Below are 18803 nucleotides of genomic sequence, written 5' to 3'. Positions count from 1 at the left end.
ATAAATAGGTCTTAACGACAAACCGTTGACGCTATTTACACATAGATAACTTTTAGGTGCAAGCTTTATTTCATATTATCTTCATTAGGACGATCTTTATTCTTTAGCATTATAAACCGCTAGACGGCTATTCGCCGCTGGACCAGAACGAACCTATAAACAGCCCCGTCATTACTATGCCGCGCAGACAGGGCCTCTCAGGTCAGTAATATTCGATTTTGGTGGTTTCGGGATCGTCGAGTTGTTTGGGCATACTCTTAGCGCCCCCTATAGCTTTGCTTTTAATCTTGCAGCTGGTGGCGTTGAAATGATCATCATATTCGCAAACTGTTGTGACTTCGCCGAACACTTCATCTTTGAAACGCGTCTGAATGGTGCCATTGCGTTTCTTCTCGGCAGAGTCGGCGTCTTTGATTATCGCCACGAACGGGCCGGTAGCGGTGGGTTGCGAGACTTTAGACGGAAAGCCGGCCTCATCGTATTCAAAATAGATATTTTTACTAACGTCGGTGTCATTGATGGCCCGGGTAACAAGCCCTTTGTCATTGCTTTCATAACGCGTGTTATCCGTAAGATTACGATCGGGCAGGCAGTTGTCTTTCAGCGCATAGCGTTTCTGCTTATCGTCACGGTTAACCAGATAGTTGCCCTCTTTTACCAGATCCACATCCAAAGCCATCAGCGGCGCCACCGCTTTTAGCGTCTCAAAACACCCATTTTTTGCCAGGGTGGCCTGAAATGACGAGCTGATGTTGCCTTGTTCATCATGCTGTTGCTGCACAAAGCTTTTGACATTGCCACGTATCGGTTCAAACCCAAAAATATTCGAATAGCTGGCGAAGAGTGGGTTAACCGGTTCGGGGCTGGCCATTGAATCACATCCATAGAGAAGCAAGGCCGACAGCGTCAGAGCTGCTGCATTTTTCATGTATGTTTCCGCTTTTAAAAAGAGTCTCGGACTGAAGCGATATTTATGCAGAGGAAACCTCCGCTGTATAGCCCTGCGACATCACAAAAAAATCATTTATTTTCAACGTATAACATTCACATATCAAAAAGCCTGACTTCATTCAGCATTGGCGACACATTTCTGCCGCCGCTCATCGACCCGTTTCGCAAACCAGGCAGTGGTTAATTTACGGGTGATTTTCGGGCTTTCCAGTTGGATGCCCGGCAAAATTTCCCTTGGCTGACGTTTACCCGTGGTTTTGTCGGCCAGTGCAAACACCTGCTTATACAGAGACGTTTGCTCAAAAGCGGGCGTATCCCCCTTTTCCAGGGCCCGACGGATAGCCGAATGACTCATTCCCAGGCGTTTGCTTAACACCCGCACCGCCAGTTCGGTCGAGCCGGGCTTGTCCGTGCTGAAATCAATCACATCGCCGTCCAGTGCCAGCGGAACGCCTGATGTGCGGCTGACCGCACTCTGAAACGCCGCATTGCGGCTGGCGTACCAGCCCGCGTTGAAGTCCGCAAAGCGGTAGAGCATCTGGCTGTAATTGGCCGGATATCCCAGTAAATGCACAATACCAAAGTACATCCCGCCGCGACGGCTGAACACTTCATGGCGAATAGTCCCATCAACCGGATACGGATAGCCTTTGGCATGGGCTTCAGCAAAGGCAATACTTACCTGCATCGGGCCACCGGTATGCACCGGATTGAGGTTGCCAAACAACTTCTGGCCCATCGGCACCATGCTGATGAAGTCATCAAAAATGGCGCTCAACTCTTTCTCGCTGCGTACTTTATCGAGCCGCTCGCTGTAGGACTTCCCGTTGGGTGACTTCAGCAACAGCGCGGTATGCACCAGGAATTTCGGCACATGAACTGCATCGGCGCGCCGGTCGATCTCCTTCCAGGCAATTTTACCGAGGCCCGGCACCGGTGCATCAACGCTAAAATTGGACTCCTGCTCCGCCACCGCCAACACCGAACAAATATTCTCGGTGGTCGGCGGGATATTCTGCGCCGCAAACGCCGCAGTGATATCTGTCGCCCAGCCCTGCCGGTCAGGTACTTTGGCAGGCATCAGGCGGACGATCCGCGCTTTGACGTCGGCCGGTCGCTTCACCGCTGTTTCACTCTGCTGCTTACTGCTACACCCTGCCAGCACCAGCAGTGCAGCAAGGGAAAGTACGTACTTACTTTTACAAAGAGTCATGCTTCCCCTGTCTCTCATTCTATTTTTTCTATTTTGTCTTTTTTATAACCCGCCCGCCCCAGCCAGCACCTAAATTTTGAAGGATGCGGGGTATAGTCTATGTTTGTAGCCTGGAATGTTTCAAACAAGGAACAGGATTTAATGAACAACATCAACAACAATAGCCGTTTTACGCGTTATTTCATGCTGCCGCTGATGCTGGCAACGCTGATTCTGGCCGTCAGTGGCTGCGGTGATAAAGAACCGGCACAGCGCAAAGCCTTCATCGATTTCCTGCAAACCCGCGTTCTGGCGAAACAAACGGTGTCAGTGCCACAACTGACCAAAGAAGAGCGCGACCAGTTTGGCCCTTACAGTGCGGACTACGCGCTGATCACCGATTTCCATAAACAGATGAATAGCGAGATGAACGCGTCGCTTGGCCCGGTATTTGCCGGTCTGAACGAAACCGTCACCGTCGGTAAGCTACTGGAAAAGCGTGATGACCTGCAAAAAATGGTCGAAAGCAGCGCCAACTGGCGTGAAAAACTGGTGGTCCTGCGTAAACAGGCGGATACCCGCCATTCGGCGCTGAAACAGCCGGATGACCTGAAAGTCGTTTATAACCAGGCTTATGAGAAAGTCGTGGTGCAGCCGAGCGAAGTGGCCGAACAGGCGTTTACATTGCTGCCAAAAGTGCTGACGCTGGTGGTTGCCAAAGCTGACTTCATCAAGGCACAGGGCAAAAAGGTGACGATCTCAGGTAACACCTTACAGTTTGATAAACAGGCGACGCTCGATAAATACAACGCCATTCAGCAGCAGTTATTACCGCTGAATGCCGAGCTCATCAAGCTCAGCGGACAGATGCAAAAAATGGTGCGCTAAACTGCCCTGTTGACTCAACCGCCGCAAGGCGGTTTTTTTTGTGCTGGATATTTTGTTAAGGTGTGCGCCATCACTTTTAAGGAGATAACCATGAGCGACGATATTCAGGCCAAACGCATTGATCAGCTGGAACGTGTGAACCGCGAACTGCTGGTGCAAATTTCCGCCATGCGCATTCTGTTTGGCACCGTCGGCAACGTGATTAACGCACAGCACGACAATGCCTTCACCACTGCCGTGAATGAAACCATCGACGCAGGCAAAGCCGATGTTGCCAGCACGCCGGATCTTGATGACGCCTCAAAGAAATTCCGCGAAGACGTATTTAAATGTGCGCAATCCCTGCTGCCTGGCTCAAAGGCCTGACAGTACGCGCACCAAAAAAAACGTCAGGCTCAGTCAAAAACTGGCCTGACGTGGTTGTCACTGGCTATGCTAATCCCTGCAATTTCCACTGAGACTGTCCCGTCCATGCGTGCACACATCCTTCGATGTGGGTATCAACCCCCACAAATGGTTGTCTGCAACACACCCGGCCAACATGGCGATCATTGCGAGCATCAGGATGATTTTGCCACTCTGAAATTTTAGGCGTTTAGGCATAATTCCTGCTGTTGCGGTGGTGAGTTAATAAACCTGACAATTCTTCTTCGACTGACTCATCGAGCCGTCATGACAAATGAATTTTTCCCCATAACAGTGAGAAATACCACCTTTACTGCCCGAACAGGGCGTATTCGCTGCGGTGGCTGTCAACGAAAACAAAAAGAGGGAGAGTGCAATCAGGCATTTGTTCATGGTCATTCCTTGATAGAGTTGAACGAAAAAACTGCCCGGCATTCTAGCGCTCCCCCCTTCTCAACAGTGTGACTCCCTGCTCAATATCACCGTCGTTTTCACTTACGCAATATTTTTTGTAACCTCGCCTGCTCCCAGCGGCTCAACCAGTCGCGCAGAACAAAGATACGAAGCCCCCGAATGAGGAGTAACGCCCCCCAGATCCCCAACGGCCAGTAAAACCAGTTGTAGCCGGTGTTGGTGACACGGTTAATCATAAATAACACCAGATTAACGATGATGTAGAGGATCATGCCGCGATAAAAGTGGCTTTCCTGTCGCACCTGCCGTCTGGCCGACTTAATGTGTTGATCCAGTGCCAGATCGGGCGTGCTATTTTCATCCGGGCCCACTGGGGCAATAAGCTCAGCGACTTTAATGTCGAAAGCCGCAGCGATGGCCCCCAGCGTTTCCAGACTGGCCTGCTCGCCATTTTCAATACGTTGCACGGTACGAACGCTGAGCGACGAAAGTTCAGCCAGTTGCTCCTGCGACCAGGCCCGGGAAATCCTTAACTGTTTAATACGATTTAAGTTCATTGAAATCACCATTCATTGATTGTTGAACACCGGATTAGCATGCATTCAACGGCAATGATTCAACACGACAGCAACCTGACACCAAGGTAACAGTACGCTGACAGAGGTAAACTCTGCATCAACACCCTCGCGCGATAAAGATCATCTGACCGGTTAACACGCTCACTTTTATCATCCTCTCAGTGCTTCAACCTGCTCAAAGGCCGCACGCAGTTTTTGTGCATCCACCGCAAAGGGCAGATTGTGAATCGACTCGCCGCTTTGCAGCGTACGGCCGATCACCGCCTCTATCTGTGACGGCTGATGAATATCCACCTCCAGCGCAGCGAGGGTGGTCGGCAAATGCAGTTTTTGGTACAACGCCACCAGTTGTTGCACTACGTCGTTTTGCCCGAGCAGTGCCGATTGCACCAGAATGCCATAAGCCACTTTGGTGCCGTGCAGAAACGCATCGGTTTGCGGCAGCGCGGTCAGGCCATTGTGAACCGAGTGTGCAGCGGCGATGCGGGTATAACGGTCACCCAGTCCGCCGACCAACCCACCACCGGCAATAATGGCGTCGAGCACGTCGAGAAAATCCTGGCTCAGTTGCTGCCGGTCCTGCGCCTGTAGCGCCAACTCGCTCTGCGTCAGCAGCACATCACGGATAGCCAGCGCGGTATTCAACCCCAGACGCACGGTCAGCGGCAGTTGTTCCGGCTGCGGGCTGAGCACCACCGCTTCATACCATTTCGCCAGCGTATCGCCGATACCTGCCAGCAAATACTCCTGCGGCGCGCGCAGAATAATTTCCGGCTCGACCAGCACCAGATGGTTGGCATCGTTGAAAATCTCATAGCGCAGCGCCTGCCCGGCGTCGTTATACCAAACGGAAAGCGGCGTCCAGGCGGCGCAGGTGGCGGCGATAGTCGGAATGGCCACCAGCGGCAAACCCAATTTTCTGGCGACGACTTTCGCGGTATCCAGCACCGCGCCTCCGCCCACGCCAATCACCACGCGGCGATCATCCCCGGCCTGCGCCGCGATGCGCGCCACTTCACTTTCACTGCAATGTGCACTGAACAGCACCCGCTTCGCGCCCGCTGCGTTAAACACTTCCGGCAACCAGGGTTTTGCTGCCTCAAGCGCACGCTGTCCATAGATCCACAGCGCACCCGCCAGTTGTTCCTCGGAGTAAAAATCAGACAACCGTGCGATAGCACCACGGCATGAGAAGTAGTTAGCCGGACCGGTAACAACGCGGATATCGGTATCGCTCATGAATTTCCCCTGTTTGAATAAGTGAAAACGGTAATAAAGATGATCAATGTCCCTACTTTCCCGTTCAGGCATCCAGATGGCTAATACTCTTTGGTGTTAACTTATGTTATTTCGTTCATTGCCAACAACCTAAAAGCCGTGAAGACTGAGAAAATAACCTCATTCTAAGGATTTACATGGCTTCCCCGGCACTTCCTACTCCCGATCACAGTCATAACATGCGTCTTATTGGCCACAGCGATCAGGGCGGCAGGCCCGATGGCGTGCAGGTGATGGTTCACCGCGGCTTTGCGTACATCGGCCATATGGTGTCGCAGGGTTTTTCCATTGTGGATGTGCGCGATGCCAAAAATCCGCGTGCCGCAGGTTACGTCGCAGCACCGCCAGGTACCTGGAATGTGCATTTGCAGGCGCATGACGATTTACTGCTGGTGATCAACGCCCGCGACCTGTTTGCCGATACGCGCTTTGCCGATGAGAAAGTTTATTACACCCGTTCGGTCAGTGAGACCGTTCAGGACGTGCAGGATCGCGGCTGGAGTGCGGGTCTGCGAATTTTTGATATCTCGACACCCGACCAGCCGCGCGAAATCAGTTTCCTGCCGCTTAACGGCATCGGCATTCACCGTATTTGGTACGTCGGCGGGCGCTGGGCTTACGTCTCGGCCCTGCTCGACGGCTACAGCGACTACATTTTTCTGACCATCGATTTAGCCGATCCGCGCAAGCCGGAAGTGGCTGGCCGCTGGTGGTTGCCGGGCATGAACACTGCTGAAGGGGAAAAATCGGACTGGCCGGAGGGCAAACGCTACGCACTGCACCACGCGATTATCAGCGGCGACACGGCCTACGCCAGCTGGCGCGACGGCGGCCTGACGCTGCTGGACGTCAGCGATCGCAGCCAGCCAAGCCTGATTTCGCACCGCAACTGGAGCCCGCCGTTTGGCGGCGGCACCCATACCGCGCTGCCGCTGCCCGACCGCGACCTGCTGGTGGTGCTCGACGAAGCGGTGCTGGACAACCAGGAGGATGGCGAGAAATTTATCTGGCTGTTTGATATCCGTGAACCGGCTAACCCGGTCAGCATCAGCACCTTCCCGCAGCCGGACGACGCCGATTACGTCAAAAAAGGCGCGCACTTTGGCCCGCACAACCTGCATGAAAACCGCCCCGGCAGCTTTATCAGCTCCACGCTGATTTTCGCCACCTACCAGAATGCCGGTGTTCGTGCCTATGACATCAGCAATCCCTATCAGCCAAAAGAGACCGGTGCACTGGTTCCCGCTGCGCCAGAAATCATGATGGATAAACGCCCCGGGCGCCCTCAGGTCATTCAGTCCTGCGACGTATTTGTTGATGCTCAGGGTATTATTTACAGCACCGACTACAACGGTGGTTTGTCGATCATTGAATATCTGGGGTGATCTGTAAGTCTCCCCATTTTATGACCCCACAGGTTTTGCGCTTTCCGGTCAGTCAGTCCATGGCTGACCAACCGCAAGGCCGTGTTCACCGTTAGCTATTACTGATCCTACTGATCCGGGATTTTTGCGGCTTAATACGCATCGCTACGATCACCCCGACCATCAAACAGACGATGCCACCGAGGGTCATCAGCGGCGGCCAGGTCTGACGCAACATAAAGGCGTAGGCCAGCCCCGCGAGGATCTCAAAGACAATCAGCGGGCCGACCAACACCGTTGGCAGGCGCTGGCTGGCTTCGTTCCAGCACAGCGCGCCAATCCACGAGCAAAATACCCCAAGCGCCAGCATCAGCCACAGAAACACCCACGGACGCGGGCCGAGCGGCAGCGCAAAACCGCTGTGTGACAAGGACAATTGCAGGCAGGCCAACCCATAACCCAGCAGCGCCAGCGGCAGCGTCACCACGCCCTGTGCGGTAGACCAGGTGATCGGTTTTTTATCCGGGTGCTGACGCAGCCAGTGCGCATTGCGCAGCGGAAACCAGGTCCAGCAGGCGACGGCCATCACCGCCAATCCAATGCCGCTGCCATAGCGCCATGCATCGAACGGCTGCGTGCTGCCGTGCAGTTCAGCCACGTTGACCAGCAACAACCCGCAGGCAATCAGCAGCAGCGCAGGCGTGAGTTTGCGCCACGACAACCGCCCGTCATGCTGGCTATAAAACAGATTGGCGCACAGGGAGATCACCACCGGCAGCGTGCCGATGATCATGGTAGAAACCGGGGCACCGGTGCGCTGAATAGCACTCGCCAGACACAGGTAGTAGAGCAGATTACCGATGGCGGTCAGCTTGAGTGCCTCCAGCCAGTCCTGACAGCTCAGCTCACGCAAGCGTCGGCGGTCATACCAGGCCAGCGGCAGGGCTATTAGCCCGAATGCCAGATAACGTCCGGTCGACAGCAGCGTCGCCGGATACTCCGGCACCATCACCGGCCCGACAAAAATCAGTCCCCACATCAGCCCGGCGGCAAGGGCAAACAGCACGCCTTTAAACATCGTTAACCTCAGAAATTGTGCACAGGGCGGCAGAGTAGAGCCAACGACGGGGCGCTGTATTGTATGAGATTGCTCTTTGCGGAACCGGCCGGGTTATCTGGCCGGATGGACCTGTTTTTGATAGCGCACCGGCGTCACCCCATAGCGGTGTGAAAACGCGCGGGTCAGATGCGCCTGGTCGGTCAGACCGGCGCTCTGTGCCACCTGTGCCGCGGGCATCCCCAGACTAAGCATACGCTTGGCTTCATTGAGGCGAATCGCCATCAGCATCTGATGCGGGGTGACGTGCAACTGGGATTTAAACGTGCGCAGAAAGTGGTAAGGGCTGAGAGAGACCAGCGCGGCCAGTTCATCGAGCTGGATAGTGCGGGTGTAGTTATCGCGCAGGTAGCTTTTCACCACGTCAAAACGGTGGGCCGGTTCGTCAGCCGCTTTGCGCGCCACCCGTGAATGGGGACGAAGCAGTCCGGTCAGCGAAAGCATCAAACCATCAAGTGCCAGAGGATCCTGTGTGTGCCACAGTGCACAAAGCAGTTGGGAAAGTTGGCGGGCGGCCTGTGGGTTCGATTTGACGACCTCGGTAAACCAGCGTCCGCTTTCGCCAGTGAGCGTCTCAAACACCTGCGGCTCAATGTAGATCATGCGGTAGAACCAGCCGCCTTCGCTCTCAGACTGGCCGGTGTGGATCTCGTCCGGGTTCATCATGACCAGCGAACCGGTTGACGCCAAATGCTGGCTACCGCGATAGCGAAAACGCTCAGCGCCGTGGTCAATGGTACCGATGCCGAACGCATCGTGCGAATGCGGCTCAAAGGCGTAACGGTCAATATGGGCGTGGTACAGCTCAACGCCGGGCAGATGCGGCAAGGTTTTAAACTGCGCACAATCCTTATCAAAGGGAAAAAACTCTGGTACACCCTGCACTGTATCGCCCCTTTCTCAGGCTGGCCGTTAACGTTAATCCGCTAAAGATAGCAGTTTCCCCGGCAGCTTACTCCCTCAGGCTTTCGAATGCGGAGAGGGAAAGCAAGTCGCCGCAGACTGAGAAGTCAGCGCCAGCACGTTGACCGGCAAATCAAGCAGGCGTAAACGACCCATCACCTCCAGACCGTCCAGAGTCCGAAAAAAAGGGACGTCAGGTGTTCTTCCGTCGCAGAAAAGCAGAAGGTCAGCACGTTATGGCCGGGAATTTTGCCGGGAATCGTTCCCGATGAACAGACAGGCCCGTCCTAACTGCGTGTAGGAAGGGTCCTAAGCGTGCAAAATAAGCGCTAAGGCATGACTCATGACAATAATAGCCAGTTTAAATGGCCCGTAATGCGGTTCAGGCTTGAATCCTGAGCCCATGCAGGTCAAAATATGTCTTGCGCCACTGCGGGATTCTCATCATCAAATCAATAAACACTGCTAAACCACGCCGTCCACACGGCCGATGGACCTACTTCATCATGCATGAAGACTTACTATGGCCTTGCCCCGTTCACTGGGAATGGGAGGATAACTACGGCGGATGGCTGCCTTACTACTACTCGCCAACGCTCGAGTTTGTCGCGGGTGATCCCGATCTCGCTCGACGGGTGACGAAAAGTAAACCTGCGCCTGCGCCAGAGGGTAATTCTTCAATATAACCCGTGCCTTCGGGCATTCACTGCTACGCTTAATACAACCGGTTATCGCCTTACCGTCCATCCGTGAAGCTTCCCCGCTCGTTCTTCACTCACTCAGCGTACGTATACATTCAGTCTACCGATACCTGTCCTTTTGCGTACGCATAAGGAATGTTCGCGTGAAAAACCCTTTCATTGTCTGGTTAAAGAATCGAAGAGATCCCCCCGTGTCGCCGGGAGTCACACCGCGCACGGTGAGGGAGAGTCAGGAAAACACCCCCATTGCAGCAGAACTTTTCTCTGCCGACCAGATGGAACGTTATGGCGAAAAGCTGGCGCAATCCCATAAATTGTCGAGTAAAAAAGCGCCCTACTACCTGTTAAAGCGGCTGGCAGCCAATGAAACTCTGCTGACCCGTAACTGCCTTATTCTCAGCTCGGGCGAGAAGAACAGTATCGCGCCCGCGGGGGAATGGCTGCTCGATAACTTTTATCTGATTGAAGAACAGATCCGTCTGGTGCGTCAGCTGTTGCCGAAAAACTTCGGTAAAGGTCTGCCTGCGCTGGCCGCGCCGCACCACTGCCCGCGTATTTATGATATCGCCACTGAAGCCATCGCCCACAGCGATGGCCGTTGGGATGCCGACACCCTGACGCGTTTCGTCGCCGCTTACCAGAAAGTCACACCGCTAAAACTCGGCGAACTGTGGGCACTGCCCGGCATGTTGCGCCTGGCGTTGATCGAAAATCTGCGCCGCGTCAGTATTGACGTTGCCAAGGCCCAGCAGGAACGCAATTTGGCCGATCGCTGGGTGACCAAAATGCAGGATGCGGCCGAGAATGACCCGGCACGGCTGATCATTGTTATCGCCGATATGGCGCGCACCAACCCACCGCGTACCAGCGCCTTTGTGGCCGAACTGGTACGCCGCCTGCAGGGCCATGGCTCAATGCTGGCCCTGCCGTTGACCTGGATTGAACAACGGCTGGCGGAAGCGGGCCTGACGACCGCTGAACTGATCGCCCGATTTAACCAGCATCTGGCGGTCAGCCAGCTGTCGGTCAGCAACAGCATCACCGGCCTGCGCCAGCTCAATGAGATGAATTGGGCCGACTTTGCCGAAAGCATGAGTCTGGTCGAAACCATTTTGCATCAGGATCCGTCGGGCATTTACCCGACCATGCATTTTGATACCCGCGATAACTACCGCCACGTGATCGAAATGCTGGCGCGGCACTGCCCCTATGACGAAGCCGGTATTGCCCGCCAGGTCATTGTATTGACCGAACAGGCACCGCCAGGCAGCCGGATGCAGCATGTCGGCTATTTTCTGGTGGATAAAGGCCGCGACGCGCTGGAAAAACACCTCAGGGTCCACTTCTCGCCGCTCAGCAGCTTCCGCTATCAGCTGAACAAAACCCCGCTGCTCTCCTGGCTGGGCAGCCTGAGCCTGCTCATCACTGCCATGACCGCCGATCTGTTGTTCCGCACGCATACCCAGGGAATGAACTGGGTATTGTGGCTGCTGGCGATCCCGGTGGTCATCGTATGTAGCCAGTTCGTCATGAGCCTGCTGAGTGAGGTCACGACCCGCACCCGCACGCCGCATCCGCTGCCCCGGCTGGATTTCTCCGAAGAGATCCCCGAAGCGTTCAGCACACTGGTGGCGGTCCCCTGCCTGCTCGGCAGCCGCAAAGGCATTGATACGCTGCTCAACAGCCTTGAAGTCTGTTATCTCGGTAACGCCCGTGCGCATCTCTATTTCGCACTGGTGGCTGACTTTTACGACAGCAGCACCCAGTTTCGCCCCAGCGATGATCTGCTGCTGGAGTATGCCAGCGTGCAAATCAGCCAGCTCAACCGCAAATATCCAGACGGCGGCGGACGCCTGTTTACCCTGTTGCACCGCGAAAGCCAGTTCAATGCCGCACAGGGCGTATGGATGGGCTACGAGCGTAAACGCGGCAAACTTAGCGCGCTGAACCACTGGCTGCGTGGCGCAGCGCAGCAGTTCACCACCGTGGTGGGTGCCACCCAAAGCCAGCTCAGTGCGGTCAAATATGTCATCACCCTCGACAGCGATACCGTGTTGCCGCGCGCCACCGCGCATCAGTTGATCTCCGCCATGGCCCATCCGCTTAACCACCCGCTCTACGACCCGCAACTGCGGCGCGTGGTGCAGGGGTATGCCATTTTGCAACCGCGTTTGGCCGAGGAGATCCCGCGCTATGGTCAGGGCCGTTATGCGGCGATGAGCAGCAGTATTCCGGGTAATGATCCCTATTCATCGATGTCGTCCGATATCTACCAGGATCTGTTCGGCGAAGGCTCTTTCGTCGGCAAAGGCATTTACGACGTCGACATGTTTATTCAAGCCACCGCCAACACCTGCCCGGAGAATTTGGTGCTCAGCCACGACCTGCTGGAAGGCTGCTATGCACGCTCCGGTATGCTCAGCGATGTGGTGTTGTACGAGCAATATCCAGCCAACTATCTGGTGGATGTGTCGCGGCGTTCGCGCTGGATCCGGGGTGACTGGCAGTTGCTCAACTGGCTGCGCCTGCGCGTGCGGCAAGCCGATGGCCAGCGCGCCGCTAACCCGCTCAGTACCTTATCGCGCTGGAAACTGCTGGATAACCTGCGCCGCAGTTTAGTCGCGCCCGCGCTACTGGTGATGATTTTCGCCGCCCTGTCGCTGGTGCCAAACCCAGGCTACTGGGTGGCTTTTATCGCCACGCTGATGTTGTTGCCGACCGCTATCGCGCTGGTATTGGACTTGCTCAACAAAGGGCCACGCCGCCCGCTGATTCAGCATATCCGCTGCGTGATTTCCGGCACGCTCAGCCGCCTGTCCAACCTTGTGTTACATCTGGCCACCCTGCCGCATGAGAGCTGGTACACCCTCAAAGCCATTTTCGTCACGCTGTGGCGGCTGGTGGTCAGCCACAAACATTTGCAGGAGTGGACCAGTTTTGATGCCAGTAAATTCCGCTTCTCACTGGCGCCGGAGAACTTCTACCGCGCGATGTGGATAAACCCGGTCGCGGGCGTGGCGCTGATTTTACTCACCATGCACTTCAACCCGCTGCTGATGACTCTCGCCGTGCCGCTCGGTGTATTGTGGTTTTTGGCACCGCGTCTGCTGAGCTGGCTGAGTAAAAAACCGGTGCGGCCGAAGAGTAATATTAACCTCAGGCAGCGCCGTTTCCTGCGCCAGACCGGCCGTGAAACCTGGTCGTTCTTCGCCACCTTCGTGAACCAGCAGGAGAACTGGCTGCCGCCGGATAACTATCAGGAAGTGCCCGAACCGGTGATTGCTCACCGCACTTCGCCGACCAACATCGGCCTGTCGCTGCTGGCAAACATGACCGCGCATGACTTCGGTTATATCACTCAGGGCGAACTGCTGCTGCGTACCACGCAAACGCTCGATACCCTCGACAAACTCGAGCATTTCCGCGGCCATCTCTATAACTGGTATGACACCCGCTCGCTGGCTCCACTGAACCCGCGCTATGTTTCCAGCGTTGACAGCGGCAACCTGGCGGGACATCTGCTCACCCTAAGCACCGGATTTACCGGCATGCGCGACCAGCCGGCCATGAATATCGCTAACGTGCTCGCCGGTCTGGAAGACACCTTATATCTGGTAGAAAGTGGCGCAGGCACCGCCAAACGCGAGATCCTCAAACCGCTGCGCCAGCACTGGGTGAATGCGGGTTCCCTGCCATTACATCAGGTGTTTGGCGAACTGAATGCCATGCTAACACTCACCTCAACCCTGTTGCATGAGGTCACCGGAGACCACCGCTGGTTAACTGCGCTGCAACAGCAACTGAGCGAATTCTGTCAAGAGTGGGCGTTGCTGTTTGGTTGGATGCAGCAGAAACCGACCGGAAAAGTGCTGCCGTCGCTGGTGTGGCTTTCAAGGTTGGAAGGTAAAGTGCCGGGGCTGAACCGGGCGAAAACGGCCCTGACGGTGACGCTGGCACGTAAACGTCTGGTGCTGATTAGCGAGCTGGAACAACGGCTTCATGATCATGCGCAGATGGACTTCAAATTCCTCTATAACAACACCACCAACCTGCTGAGTGTCGGCTATAACTGCGATATCGGCCGCCTCGACAGCGGCCACTATGATCTGCTTCCCTCTGAGATCCGCCTGACCAACTACCTCACCATCGCCACCAACCAACTCCCGCAGAAAAGCTGGTTTGCACTGGGACGCCTGTTTACGGTGATCAACAAGCAACCGTCGCTGATGTCATGGAGCGGCTCGATGTTTGAGTACCTGATGCCGCAACTGGTGATGCCGGGCTACCCCGACACCCTGCTGGTGCAGATGTGCAAAGCGGCGGTCAACCGGCAAATTGAATGGGGCAGCGAGCACGGCGTACCCTGGGGGGTTTCTGAATCGGCCTACGCCTCGTTCGACCCTAACCACAACTATCAGTACCACGCCTTCGGCGTACCGGGGCTGGGCCTCAAGCGTGGTCTGGGTGAGGACATGGTGATTGCCCCTTACGCCACGCTGATGGCGCTGGTGGTGGCACCACAAAAAGCCTGCGACAACCTGGTTGAACTGGAAAACATGGGCGCACGCGGCCAGTACGGTTTCTACGAAGCACTGGATCACTCGCCGTCGCGGCTCAATCGCGGCCAGACTTACGTGATTGTCCGCTCTTATATGGCACACCATCAGGGCATGGGCTTGCTGGCACTCTCCCATCTGCTGCTTGATGCACCGATGGTCGACCGCTTCGCCGCCAATCCTTCATTCCAGTCCGCCCGCCTGCTGTTGCAGGAACGGGTGCCGGACGCCGTGGAACTTTACAGCCCGCGCCGTCAGTTTGAATCGGTCGAAGGCTCCTTCAAAGCCACCAACTTTGATATCCGCCAGTTCAACAACGTCGACAGCCCGATCCCGGAAGTTCAGTTGCTTTCCAACACGCAATATCACCTGATGCTGACGCAGGCGGGTGGCGGCTACAGTATCTGGCGCAACCTGGCGCTGACCCGCTGGCGTGAGGATGTCACCCGCGATAACCGTGGCACCTTCTGTTACATCAGCGACCCGCAGTCCGGCGAGATGTGGAGCAACGCCTGGCAGCCGGTCGGCAAAAAAGCCAACCAGTACCTGGCGGTGTTTACCGACGCAGGCGTCGAGTTCAAACGCACCGAAGGCACACTGACCATTCATACCAAAATCGTGGTATCGCCGGAAGATGATGTCGAACTGCGGCGCATGACTCTGACCCACCGTGGCCGCCAGCCGCGTACCATTGAAATCACCACCTATGCCGAAGTGGTACTGGCGCCTGCCGCTAACGACCTGACGCATCCGGCTTTCAGCAACCTGTTTATTCAGACCGAACTGGTGGCCGATCGCGAAGGGATCCTCTGCCATCGCCGTCCGCGTGAAGAGAACGAAGCCTGCCCGTGGCTGTTCCATATGATGGCGATCCACGGCCCGACCGACCGCGAGACCTCATTTGAGACCGACCGTGCCGCCTTTATCGGCCGCGGCCAGACCGCAGCCGATCCGCAGGCGCTGAAAACCGCCGGCCCGCTGGGTAACAGCGCCGGGCCGGTGCTCGACCCGATCATCGCCATCCGCCAGCGCGTGGTGCTCAAACCCGGTATTCCGCTGATTATCGACATGGTGTACGGCATCACCGAAGAGCGACACCTCAGTCTGGCGATGATGGAAAAATACCGCGACCACAATATCGCCGACCGCGTGTTTGAGATGGCCTGGTCACACAGCCAGGTGATGCTGCGCCAGATTAACGCCAACGAGGATGACGCCAACCTGTTTAACCGGCTGGCCAGCGCCGTGCTGTTCCCAAGCGCCGAGCTGCGCGCCGATGCAAAAACCCTGGGCCACAACCGGCGCGGGCAGTCCGGCCTGTGGGGTTATGCGCTCTCTGGTGACCTGCCAATCGTGCTGTTGTCGATCACCAGCAATGAAAACATGCTGATGGTGACCAGCCTGATCCAGGCGCACACCTACTGGCGGCTGAAGGGGCTGAGCGTCGATCTGGTGATCCTCAGTAATGATCAGGGCGGCTACCAGCAAGAGTTGCACAACGAGATCATGAGCCGCGTGGCGGCCGGTGCAGAGTCGAGCATGATGGATAAACCCGGCGGAATTTTCGTGCGAAAAGCCGAGCATATGACATGGGAAGATCGCACCTTATTGATGAGCGTAGCCAGCATATTGGTTGACGATCGCCACGGTAGCCTGCTCGAGCAGGTAAACCAGAAATTGCAGACCACCCGTAATAATCGGCCAGCGTTGGTTCCGCTGTCCGGCCAGGTGGAAAACCGCGCGGCACCGCGTGTGTTCGACACCTCACAGTTAGCGTTCTTCAACGGTCTGGGCGGCTTCTCACCGGACGGACGCGAATATCAGATCCTGCTCAAAGAGGGGAAAAACACACCGGCGCCCTGGTCCAACGTCATCGCCAATGCCAACTTCGGCACGGTGATTTCCGAAAGCGGACAGGCTTACACCTGGTTTGAAAATGCGCACGAATACCGGCTGACGCCGTGGGAGAACGATCCGGTCAGCGACAGCTCCGGTGAAGCTTTCTATTTGCGCGATGAAGAGAGTGGTGAGGTCTGGTCGCCGACCCCGCTGCCGGTGCGCGGCAAGGGCGATTACCTGACGCGCCACGGCTTCGGCTACAGCATTTTCGAACATCGCCAGAGCGGCATCGACAGCGAACTGACGGTGCTGGTGGCCGAACACGCGCCAGTCAAACTGTTCATTCTGACGCTGAGCAACGCCTCCGGGCGACCGCGTAAGCTGTCGGCCACCGGGTATGTCGAGTGGATCATGGCCGATCTGCGTGCCAAATCCGCCATGCACATCGTCACCCGTCCCGGCCCTGCCGATCGCGGTTGCAGCGTACTGGCGACTAATCACTACGGCAGCAACGGTTCTGAACGCACCGGCTTCTTTGCCGTGACGGGCGTTCATTGTTCAGTGAGCGGTGACCGTCGCGAGTTCATTGGCCGCAACGGTTCGGCGGCCTCTCCGGCCGGAATGCAGCAACAGCGGCTGTCGGATAAAACCGGCGCGGCGCTCGACCCGTGCGGCGCGGTGCAGTCAGCGACCACCATTATTGACGGCGACCAGCGCACCTTCGTCTTCGCCTTAGGTGTGGGGCAAAACGCACAGGAGGCCGAGCAACTTATCGGCCAGTTCCTCAACGAAGGCACCGCCCGCAGCGAGCTGGATAATATTCACCGTCACTGGCATCAGGTGCTGGATAAGATTCAGATCACCACCCCGGAACCGGCGGTCAATCTGCTGGCCAACGGCTGGCTGATTTATCAGACGCTGGCCTGCCGCATCATGGCACGCAGCGGCTATTACCAGTCCGGCGGCGCGTTCGGTTTCCGTGACCAGTTACAAGACACCCTGTCGCTGACCCACGCCGCGCCAGAGCGTATGCGCGAGCAGATCCTGCTGTGTGCCTCGCGGCAATTTGCCGAAGGCGACGTCCAGCACTGGTGGCACCCGCCATCCGGTAACGGCGTGCGCACCCGCTGCTCAGATGATTACCTGTGGCTGCCGCTGGCAATCTGTCATTACATTGACGTCACTGGCGATACAGAAATAGCAGAGCAGCCGGTGGGCTATATCGAAGCACGGCTGCTGGCACCGGAAGAGGAATCATTCTATGAACAACCGACGCTCAGCGGGCTTAATGAGTCGCTGTTCGAACACGGCGTGCGTGCCATCAAGCATGGTCTGAACTTCGGCAAAAACGGCCTGCCGCTGATGGGCGCCGGGGACTGGAATGACGGCATGAACAACGTCGGCATCAAAGGCCAGGGTGAAAGCGTATGGCTCGGCTTCTTCCTCTACAACGTACTGCAACGCTTCGCGGCGCTGGCCGAACGGCTGGAGCGTGCTGACATCGCACAACTGTGCCACCAGCAGGCTGCTACCCTGAAAAAAAATCTGCACGATAACGCCTGGGACGGCGAATGGTATCTGCGCGGCTATTTCGACAGCGGAGAGACGCTCGGTTCGCACCTCAACAACGAGTGCCAGATTGACGCCATTGCTCAGAGCTGGTCGGTGATTTCCGGCGCGGGCGACCCTGAGCGCAGCCAGCAGGCGATGAAAGAGTTGGATGCGCGGCTGGTGGACGATAAAACCGGGCTGATCAAATTGCTGACGCCGCCGTTCAACGGCGACGGGCCGAACCCTGGCTACATTCGTGGCTATCTGCCCGGCGTGCGCGAGAACGGCGGCCAGTACACCCATGGCGCGATCTGGGCAGTGATGGCCTTCGCCGAAATGGGGGATATTGAACGGGCGTGGCAACTGATGCGCCTCATCAACCCCATTAACCACAGCCTGACACGCGACGCCGTTGAGCAATATAAAGTCGAGCCGTACGTGATCACTGCCGACATCTACACCGTCGACCCGCACAACGGCCGCGGCGGCTGGAGCTGGTACACCGGCTCCGCCGGCTGGACCTACCGGCTTATTACCGAATCACTGCTCGGCATCAAACGCCACGGCGGGTTTATCTCCATCAACACCCGCCTGCCCGCCGACTGGCCGCAGGTCACCCTCACCTATCAGCAAGGCAGCAGCCAGTACCAGATCACCGTCAAACGCGGCGAAGGTGACTATCAGGTAACCATGGATGAACAACCGCTGACCGACGGGATGATCCCGCTGACGGATGACGGGGAAAATCATGTGGTGGAGGTATGGCTGGCGGGGTGAACCTGATACAGATATAAGTTGAAGTGATGAGTTTTGCCTGGCCTGAACCCGGAAATTAACGTCTGGATCTCAGGTCAGGCAAACCCGTCAACGTGCAGGTAAATGCGTGTGGAAACTGTATATAAATGAATATTAACCAGCTCACCTTTTAATAAATAATTTAATCACCTGCAATTCATTTAAAGAATTAATCATGAGGAAATTGAAAGTCAATTTTTAACACATTGCAGCCAAAGCAATAATTCAATTAACCCAACGGCATAAAATCCATTATCTAAATTTAATACCA

Annotated in this window: 12 protein-coding genes; 5 read left to right on the top strand and 7 right to left on the bottom strand. The window is 56.2% G+C overall.

The window, feature by feature from the left end:
* Positions 1-202: 202 nt before the first annotated feature.
* Positions 203-928, bottom strand: coding sequence for a YnfC family lipoprotein (locus EAH77_RS06270; RefSeq protein ID WP_140470954.1), 726 nt, complete (start codon positions 926-928; stop codon positions 203-205).
* Between the two features lie 138 nt (positions 929-1066).
* Entirely contained in the window at positions 1067-2164 is a 1098-nt protein-coding gene (locus EAH77_RS06265; RefSeq protein WP_140470953.1) for a DUF1615 domain-containing protein, read from the bottom strand.
* Between the two features lie 141 nt (positions 2165-2305).
* On the opposite strand from EAH77_RS06265, the gene EAH77_RS06260 reads away from it, so the two are divergent.
* On the top strand, positions 2306-3031 hold the full coding sequence (locus EAH77_RS06260; RefSeq protein ID WP_140470952.1) for a DUF3053 domain-containing protein: 726 nt from the start codon (positions 2306-2308) through the stop codon (positions 3029-3031).
* A 90-nt stretch (positions 3032-3121) separates the two neighbouring features.
* Positions 3122-3397, top strand: a complete 276-nt coding sequence (locus EAH77_RS06255; protein WP_140470951.1) for a hypothetical protein — start codon at positions 3122-3124, stop codon at positions 3395-3397.
* A 261-nt stretch (positions 3398-3658) separates the two neighbouring features.
* Here EAH77_RS06255 and EAH77_RS25485 read toward each other — a convergent pair whose 3' ends face one another.
* The 3 genes from EAH77_RS25485 to EAH77_RS06245 all read right to left on the bottom strand — a co-directional run bounded on the left by EAH77_RS25485 (position 3659) and on the right by EAH77_RS06245 (position 5667).
* Positions 3659-3829: a hypothetical protein gene (locus tag EAH77_RS25485; protein WP_241673421.1), complete on the bottom strand. Its 171-nt coding sequence runs from the start codon at positions 3827-3829 to the stop codon at positions 3659-3661.
* 98 nt (positions 3830-3927) lie between these two features.
* Positions 3928-4407, bottom strand: a complete 480-nt coding sequence (locus EAH77_RS06250; RefSeq protein ID WP_140470950.1) for a 2TM domain-containing protein — start codon at positions 4405-4407, stop codon at positions 3928-3930.
* A 171-nt stretch (positions 4408-4578) separates the two neighbouring features.
* Entirely contained in the window at positions 4579-5667 is a 1089-nt protein-coding gene (locus EAH77_RS06245) for an oxidoreductase (RefSeq protein ID WP_140470949.1), read from the bottom strand.
* Between the two features lie 176 nt (positions 5668-5843).
* Between EAH77_RS06245 and EAH77_RS06240 the strand changes: the two genes are divergently transcribed.
* Positions 5844-7091, top strand: a complete 1248-nt coding sequence (locus tag EAH77_RS06240; RefSeq protein ID WP_140470948.1) for an LVIVD repeat-containing protein — start codon at positions 5844-5846, stop codon at positions 7089-7091.
* A gap of 91 nt (positions 7092-7182) precedes the next feature.
* Here the strand turns inward: EAH77_RS06240 and EAH77_RS06235 are convergent, their stop codons facing one another.
* Positions 7183-8148, bottom strand: coding sequence for a DMT family transporter (locus EAH77_RS06235; protein WP_140470947.1), 966 nt, complete (start codon positions 8146-8148; stop codon positions 7183-7185).
* 93 nt (positions 8149-8241) lie between these two features.
* Positions 8242-9072: an AraC family transcriptional regulator gene (locus EAH77_RS06230; RefSeq protein ID WP_140470946.1), complete on the bottom strand. Its 831-nt coding sequence runs from the start codon at positions 9070-9072 to the stop codon at positions 8242-8244.
* A gap of 473 nt (positions 9073-9545) precedes the next feature.
* Here EAH77_RS06230 and EAH77_RS06225 point away from each other — a divergent pair, with 473 nt between their 5' ends.
* Both EAH77_RS06225 and EAH77_RS06220 read left to right on the top strand, forming a co-directional pair.
* Entirely contained in the window at positions 9546-9776 is a 231-nt protein-coding gene (locus tag EAH77_RS06225; RefSeq protein WP_140471464.1) for a hypothetical protein, read from the top strand.
* Between the two features lie 158 nt (positions 9777-9934).
* The gene (locus EAH77_RS06220) at positions 9935-18514 is read left to right on the top strand and encodes a GH36-type glycosyl hydrolase domain-containing protein (RefSeq protein ID WP_431306751.1); all 8580 of its coding nucleotides are present in this window, start codon (positions 9935-9937) and stop codon (positions 18512-18514) included.
* Positions 18515-18803 lie beyond the last annotated feature (289 nt).

The organism is Ewingella americana, from assembly GCF_006438725.1.
Taxonomy (GTDB): domain Bacteria; phylum Pseudomonadota; class Gammaproteobacteria; order Enterobacterales; family Enterobacteriaceae; genus Ewingella; species Ewingella americana_A.
The sequence above is the reverse complement of the archived record's forward strand: the minus strand, read 5'-3'. Positions and strand labels throughout refer to the sequence as shown.